This is a genomic window from Thermococcus sp., assembly GCF_026991495.1.
Taxonomy (GTDB): Archaea; Methanobacteriota_B; Thermococci; order Thermococcales; family Thermococcaceae; genus Thermococcus.
The window spans coordinates 1-6,537 of record NZ_JALXBJ010000036.1 but is presented as its reverse complement, the minus strand read 5'-3'; the positions used below and the strand labels follow the sequence as shown (position 1 = coordinate 6,537).

At 55.5% G+C, this 6,537-nt stretch carries 8 protein-coding genes and 1 pseudogene; 4 read left to right on the top strand and 5 right to left on the bottom strand.

Annotation, left to right across the window (positions count from 1 at the left end; translation table 11 throughout):
* Nucleotides 1–364: pseudogene (locus tag MVB78_RS04870) on the bottom strand (phosphoesterase); the annotation flags it as partial.
* 103 nt (nucleotides 365–467) lie between these two features.
* On the bottom strand, nucleotides 468–1,016 hold the full coding sequence (locus MVB78_RS04865) for a YbhB/YbcL family Raf kinase inhibitor-like protein (protein WP_297488617.1): 549 nt from the start codon (nucleotides 1,014–1,016) through the stop codon (nucleotides 468–470).
* Nucleotides 1,017–1,084: 68 nt separating this feature from the next.
* On the opposite strand from MVB78_RS04865, the gene MVB78_RS04860 reads away from it, so the two are divergent.
* Genes MVB78_RS04860 through MVB78_RS04845 form a run of 4 tightly spaced genes read left to right on the top strand, consistent with a single transcriptional unit; the run spans nucleotide 1,085 to nucleotide 3,749 of the window.
* Nucleotides 1,085–1,807, top strand: a complete 723-nt coding sequence (locus tag MVB78_RS04860) for an SDR family NAD(P)-dependent oxidoreductase (protein WP_297488614.1) — start codon at nucleotides 1,085–1,087, stop codon at nucleotides 1,805–1,807.
* Nucleotides 1,808–1,844: 37 nt separating this feature from the next.
* Entirely contained in the window at nucleotides 1,845–2,306 is a 462-nt protein-coding gene (locus MVB78_RS04855) for a DUF2284 domain-containing protein (RefSeq protein ID WP_297488612.1), read from the top strand.
* Between the two features lie 8 nt (nucleotides 2,307–2,314).
* On the top strand, nucleotides 2,315–2,800 hold the full coding sequence (locus MVB78_RS04850) for a hypothetical protein (RefSeq protein ID WP_297488609.1): 486 nt from the start codon (nucleotides 2,315–2,317) through the stop codon (nucleotides 2,798–2,800).
* Nucleotides 2,769–3,749, top strand: coding sequence for a PIN domain-containing protein (locus tag MVB78_RS04845; RefSeq protein ID WP_297488623.1), 981 nt, complete (start codon nucleotides 2,769–2,771; stop codon nucleotides 3,747–3,749). Before MVB78_RS04850 ends, MVB78_RS04845 begins: the two co-directional genes overlap by 32 nt.
* A gap of 11 nt (nucleotides 3,750–3,760) precedes the next feature.
* Here MVB78_RS04845 and MVB78_RS04840 read toward each other — a convergent pair whose 3' ends face one another.
* The 3 genes from MVB78_RS04840 to MVB78_RS04830 form a co-directional block, all read right to left on the bottom strand.
* Entirely contained in the window at nucleotides 3,761–4,573 is an 813-nt protein-coding gene (locus MVB78_RS04840) for a mechanosensitive ion channel family protein (protein ID WP_297488606.1), read from the bottom strand.
* A gap of 114 nt (nucleotides 4,574–4,687) precedes the next feature.
* On the bottom strand, nucleotides 4,688–5,152 hold the full coding sequence (gene ribH / locus MVB78_RS04835; RefSeq protein WP_297488620.1) for a 6,7-dimethyl-8-ribityllumazine synthase: 465 nt from the start codon (nucleotides 5,150–5,152) through the stop codon (nucleotides 4,688–4,690).
* A 56-nt stretch (nucleotides 5,153–5,208) separates the two neighbouring features.
* Complete coding sequence (locus tag MVB78_RS04830; protein ID WP_297488603.1) at nucleotides 5,209–6,369, bottom strand: bifunctional 3,4-dihydroxy-2-butanone-4-phosphate synthase/GTP cyclohydrolase II; 1,161 nt, start codon at nucleotides 6,367–6,369, stop codon at nucleotides 5,209–5,211.
* Between the last annotated feature and the right edge of the window lie 168 nt (nucleotides 6,370–6,537).

Genomic DNA, 6,537 nt, shown 5'->3' with positions numbered 1-6,537 from the left:
AGAGGCCGTTGGGGATTATGGTCTGCCCGCTCGTGGTGTTGACTATGAGGAAGTAATCACCCGGAACGACGTCATCCGGAACCTTCGCCTCTATCTCACCGGCCGAATCCGTGCCGACTATGGAGAGCTTGTACGGGCCGTGGAGGATGGATATTATCCCAAGCCCCGTGATCTGGATGCCTTTTTGGGGTGTCAGTGTTATGGTTCCGCCGGGAGTTGTTACAGCCGGCACCCCAGGGGCGGGCTTTACTAAGACTCCGCTGTAGGTGTAGCTGACCTTCGCTGAGGCAGCCTGCACTCCCCACAGGGCTCCCAAAATAAACACTACAAGCACAAGAGCCTTCAGTGACTTCATGGGGTTCACCGGGCATCATAGGTTGCCCACTGATATAAGCTTTGCCGTCTTGGCCCGCTAATTGTTTGAAAAAGATTGGCAAAATAAAGCTGCAAATCAAAAACCGGCCGTTTCAGCGCTGGAAGAGGCCGACGACTTCTCCCCACGCCAGGACGTGCCCTTCCATAGCCCTCTCAAGCTGATGGCGTGAGGCACCGGGATGGAGATCGAGTTCGGTGTCGAGGGCGTAGACCTTGAAGTGGTAGTGGTGTGGCTTTCCCCTCGGCGGGCATGGACCGTTGTAACCGATCTTTCCGAAGTCGTTCTTCCCCTGAACCATGTGGACCGGCTCCTCGGTCTCCCCCTCCTGCGGAACCCAGGACGGTATCTCCTCAACCGGCGGTATGTTCCAGGCTATCCAGTGCGTGAAGGTTCCGCCCGGGGCGTCCGGGTCGTCCACTATGACAACGAGGCTCTTGGTCCCGTTCGGAAGCCCGGAGATGTAGAGCGGCGGGTTCGTGTCGACTCCCTCGCAGGTGTAGGTCTTGGGTATTGCTTCCCCATCCTTAAACACCGAGGCAACCTCAATACTCTTCGGGGCTTTCATCTTCGCACCCCCCTCCGACAGACATCCACCCGTGAGAACCAAAACCGCAAGAAATACCGGAATCAACCACCTCATGATAGCTACTACATCTCCAAACGTAAAAGCTTTTTGGGATTAAGGGCAGAATGAATTGGGGTGATTGCATGGATCTCAAGGGAAAGGTCGCCCTCGTCACCGGCTCCGCGAGGGGCATCGGGAGGGCGATAGCGATTGAGCTTGCTAAGAGGGGAGCCAACGTCGTCATAAACTACGCCCACAGCGGGGAGGAAGCCAAGAAAACCGAGGAAGCCTGCAGGCAGTACGGCGTTGAAACGCTCGTCGTTAAAGCGGACGTCAGCAAGAGGGAGGAAGTCAGGGCGATGGTTGAGAGGATAATCGAACGCTTTGGCAGGATAGACGTACTCGTGAACAACGCCGGCATCTTAGGAAAGGCCCTGAAGCCGATGGAGGTTACCGATGAGGATTGGGACGCCGTTTTGGCTGTAAACCTCAAGGGGGCATTCATAGTGACGCAGGAGGTTCTCAGGCATATGAAGAAGGGCAAGATAGTGAACATAGCCTCCATAGCCGGCAAGGACGGCGGAACTGTTGGCCCGCACTACGCGGCATCTAAAGGCGGCCTTATAGCCCTCACCTTCAACCTCGCGAGGCATCTGGCACCTGATATACTCGTCAACGCTGTTGCCCCGGGCCCGGTTGACACGGAACTGATAAGCCCGGAAATAAAGGAGAAGCTCAGGAAGCTCTCCCTGACGGGGGAGATAGCGAAGCCAGAGGAGATAGCCCACGCCGTGATATTCCTCCTCGAAAACGACCACGTCACTGGGGAAGTGGTTGACGTCAACGGCGGCAGGTTGATGGATTGATTTTTAAGGGTTCCTTCCCCCTTTTTATTGATGCCCGATGGAAGTCCTGTGGGAGAAGGAGGTTGACGCTTCGAGCATAGTGGTTTCGCCGAGGCCGGTATGGAAGTGCCGCCTATGCCCGATGTACGGGAAGAGGCCTTCGTGCCCTCCCTACGCCCCGGACTGGAGGGAAGCTAAGGAGTGGGTTGGGAGCTTTAAGAAGGCCCTAATCGTGAAGTTCTCAATAAACATGAAGGACTTCGAGGAAGAAAAGAGGAAAGTCCTTCTCTGGCTCCTCAAGAGGGAAGCCGAGCTCTTCAGGGAGGGCAAGCTCTACGCCATGGCCCTCTTCCCGGGCAACTGCAACCTCTGCGATGACTGCCCCTTCGAGCGCGGTCAAGCATGCAGGATGCCGGAGAAGGTGAGGCCGAGCGTTGACGCCGTGGGAATAGAGCTGAGCTCCCTCGTTGATATTGACTTCTCCGAGAGCGTTTTGTATGGAGTAATAATGGTGGAGTAGGTGGTAGCATGATCCACGTCGCCCTGCTTGGAAGAACGCCATGGGCCCTCGTGAACACTTACTACGCCTCCATCATGAAGGATGGAAAGCCGAGAAAGGTTGTGGTCGTCACGGAGAGGAGGTACTCAAAGAGCCTCCCCAAAGTGGTCGCGGCAATCAGAGCCATATCTGAGGCGTTCTCCTTCTTCCCCGAGGTCGACACGAGGGTGATCGAGGACGACGACTTCGCGGGCGCGGAGAGGGTCTTCACCGAGCTCTTCAGGGAGGTAAACGGCGAGGAGGTCGTTATAAACATGACCTCCGGGAGGAAGGCCCTCGTCGCTGCCGCGATAATCCAGGGCAGAAAGGCCAACACTAAGAAGGTTCTCTACATGGCGCTCCTCGACGTGGCCTTCCCCAACAGGCCCTATATGATGCTCCCCAAGCACCTGCAGGTGCTGAAGAACTTCTTAGGTGGTGGCAATGGAGAGGTCAGTGGTGATCGAAAAGCCTGAGCTTCAGATACTCATAAACCTCCTCCAGGACTACGGTATAACCGTTTCCTTCCCCCTCTACGGGATAACCCTGCTCAGGGCCTTTCCCTCCAGGAGGGGCTATACCGTTGAAGTCCTCGCCAGGAGGGGGGACTTTCGGTCGCGGCATCCTGAGCTGCCCTCGTATCCGGACTTCTACGAGGCCTTCATATCCTCCGGGATAGTCCCCTACGAGAACATAAAGGACTTCGAGAGGGCCCTTGAGATGTACAAACTGCTGAAGAAGGGCGTTGCCTTCGCCCCAGATACCAACCTCTTTTACCACCGCTTCATCTCCTCCTACGAGCCCCTCAGGGGCTACCCGATAGTCGTTGCCGAGGCAGTTAAGAACGAGATAGAGGGCGCCATGAACTACAAGTACAGGACCCAGTTCCTCCACGAGCTGATGAACATCGTTGAGAACGGCCACCTCCTGCGGGAGCTCAACAACAGGAGAACGAAAAAGAGCAGGAAAGCTGCCTACATAGCCCTGAAGGAGTTCGAGGCGCTGAAGGACAGGATAGTCTTAGCGGAGAGCTACGGGGAGGGGCACAACAACGACGAGATAATAGTTAAGACGCTCAAGCACTACGATGAGATGAGCCCGGCCCTGGTGGTCTTTCTGACGGCAGATCTTGCCGTAACCGACGTGGCGAGGATGGAGGGCCTGGAGTACTTCCTCTTTGAGTATCCGAGGACGGCGCTCGGGCGCCATGAGGTAACGGCATATCAGCTGAGAACACTCCTCTTCAACCTCGCCGCCGTTTTCGGCCTCATTGACGTAAACGGGACGACGGTTTACGGTGAGTTCGGGGGGAAGACCCGGCTGAACGAGCTCAAGCTCATAATCCGGGACGAAGGCCTTTACAGGGACTTCACCTTCCATCTCGAACTCGGGAGAAAGCTGATTGGAATAATGGGTGGGGGTTGAGCAGTTGCCTCTCACCCCGGCATCTCCTTCACGTGGACGTCCATCTGCGGGAAGGGTATCTCTATGCCCTCCCTGGTGTAGAGCTCGTAGATGCTCTTCGTGAGGTCTCCCTTGACGGCCCAGTAGTCCTCGGTCTTCGCCCACGCCCTCAGCTGAAGGTTTATCGACGAGTCTGCCAGAGCGGTTACAACGACGCTCGGCTCCGGCTCATTGAGGACTTTGGGGTGGTTTTTCATGAGCTCCACCGCCAGCTTCATGGCCCTTTCGAGGTCCGTCCCGTAGGCGATTCCAACGTCAACGCTCACCCTCCTCGTGGGCATCCTCGTGTGGTTGACTATCGGGCTACCCCAGACGAGCTTGTTGGGTATCGTGATGAGGACGTTATCAGCCGTTAGAAGCTCGGTCCCCATGAGCCCCATAGCCCTCACTTTCCCCGTGTGACCGTTTATCGTGACAACATCCCCGAGGTTAAAGGGCCTCAGCGCGGCTATCCACACACCAGCAGCTAAATTGGTCAGCGTGTCCTGCATCCCGAAGCCCAAGATGAGGCCTATCACCGCCGAGAGGCCCACGACGACGGAGCCAACGCCTATTCCCAAGGCCCTGACCGCGAGAAGCAACACCGCAACGTATAGGAGCGCGCTGAAAAACCTGGTGAGGAACTCCACGACGAGCTCTGGGAGCTTTGTTTTCTTCAGCCCGCGCTTAAACGAGGCTGTCAGCACCTTCGCAACGATCCAGCCGACGACCAGGATTACAATTGCCGTGACGATTTGGATGGGTGTTACACCAACGTAGGGTAGCGGCTTATCAGGGGCTACCATGCTATCACCTCATTGTGAATCAGGTTTGCCCTCTTTAACACTTTCTTAGCTGGGAGAGCATCATAAAGTAGAAGAGAAGGCTACTTGCCTCATCAGAGGGACCAAGGAGAAAGCTCAGCCCTTCAGCTCCCTCATAAGGTTGGCCATCTCAAGCGCCGCCATGGCGTACTCGAAGCCCTTGTTGCTCTTTATCCCCGCCCTGTTGAGGCCCTGGAGCTCGTCTTCAGCCGTTATAACCCCGAAGATTACCGGGACGCCGGTCTGGAGGGAGACGTTGGCGACGCCCTTTGCAACTTCGTTGGCAACGAGATCGAAGTGCTTCGTTTCTCCCCTGACAACGGCTCCAAGCGCTAAAATCGCGCTGTACCTCCCGCTCTCGGCGAGCTTTTTGGCAACGAGCGGTATCTCAAATGAGCCGGGAACTTTTATGACGTCAACGGCATCAACGTCGTGCCTCCTAAAGCAGTCCAAAGCCCCTTCAAGCATCTCCCCTGTGAGGAGGTCGTTGAAGCGCCCCACTACAACCGCTATCCTAAGGCCTTTCCCCTCAAAGTTCCCCTCAAGGGTTCTAACCTCCATTTCCACCACCATTTCTGTAATTGTTTAATTATTTAATTACCGAATTACGTAATCATTCAAACCTTCACCGGAAGCCTGTGGCCGAGCTTTTCCTCCTTCACCTTCAGGTAAGCCCTGTTGTATTCGGTAACCTCCGGAGGGGCCGGAACTATCTCCACAACCTCAATCCCAAACTCCTCCAGGGCCTTGGCCTTCGCCGGGTTGTTGGTTATGAGCCTGACCTTGGAAACGCCCAATACCCTGAGCATCTGGAAAGCACTCTCGTAGGTTCTCTCGTCGGCCCTATGACCGAGAGCCTCGTTGGCTTCAACCGTATCGAGGCCTTTATCCTGAAGCTCGTAGGCCTTTATCTTCTCCTTCAGGCCGATTCCCCTACCCTCCTGATCCATGTAGAGGAGTATGCCCCCTTCCTGGGCTATCATCCTGAGCGAGTTGGTCAGCTGGCTTCCACAGTCGCACTTGAGCGAGGCAAGGGTATCGCCCGTTAAACACTTGGAGTGAATTCTTACGAGCGGAACTTCCCCGTAGGGCTCCTTAACCACAGCCGCGTGCTCCTTGAAGTCCAGCTCGTTGTCGAAGGCTATTATCCTGAACTCGCCATAGCGCGTCGGCAATCTCGCGTTGGCGTAAACCTTGATCAGCTGTTTCCTCTTTACGAACTCCTTCCAGACGTCGTCGATGTTGACGACCGGCAAACCGTGCTCCTCCGCGAGCTTTAAAGCGTACTCGCGGTTGTGGGAGTCCCCTTTTTCGTCGAGTATCTCGACTATGAGGGCGTACCTCTTGAAGCCGAGGATTTCCATGAGCTCAAGCGAGCCCTCCGTATGTCCTCTCCGCCTGTTCAGGCCTACCCCGCCGAGCAGGTGAAGATGACCCGGATACCTGAAGTGCTCAACCGAGAGACCCTCAGCAAGCTTTTTAGCCGTTAAGGCCCGCTCTTCAGCGGTTATGCCCGTGAAGTTCCCCCTGTAGTCAACTGGGATCAGAAAGTTAGTCTCTCCCTCTTTGCTCGGCAGGGGGAAGAAGCCCCTTTTCAGGGCCCCCTCCATGTCCATCGTAAAACAGAGGAGGCCCTTCATGGAGAGCATGAAGTTCACAACCTCAGGCGAGGCTATCTCGGCCGGATAAACCAAATCGGCCTCAAATTCTCTTCTATCGTCGATGAGAACGACGGGTTTTCCATCAAGGATGGCACTCCTTATTGAGTCCCAGTTCATCTTTCATTCCCCTGGAACAATTTTGTTCCACATCTTTTAAGAATTTGTTCCAAAAATGGAATTAAGTGGAGAGGATTCTCCTCACGTACCTCGCTATGACGTCTATCTCGTAGTTCACCCTCTCGCCAGCTCTTAGAAGGCCGAGGTTAGTCTTCTCCAGCGTGTAGG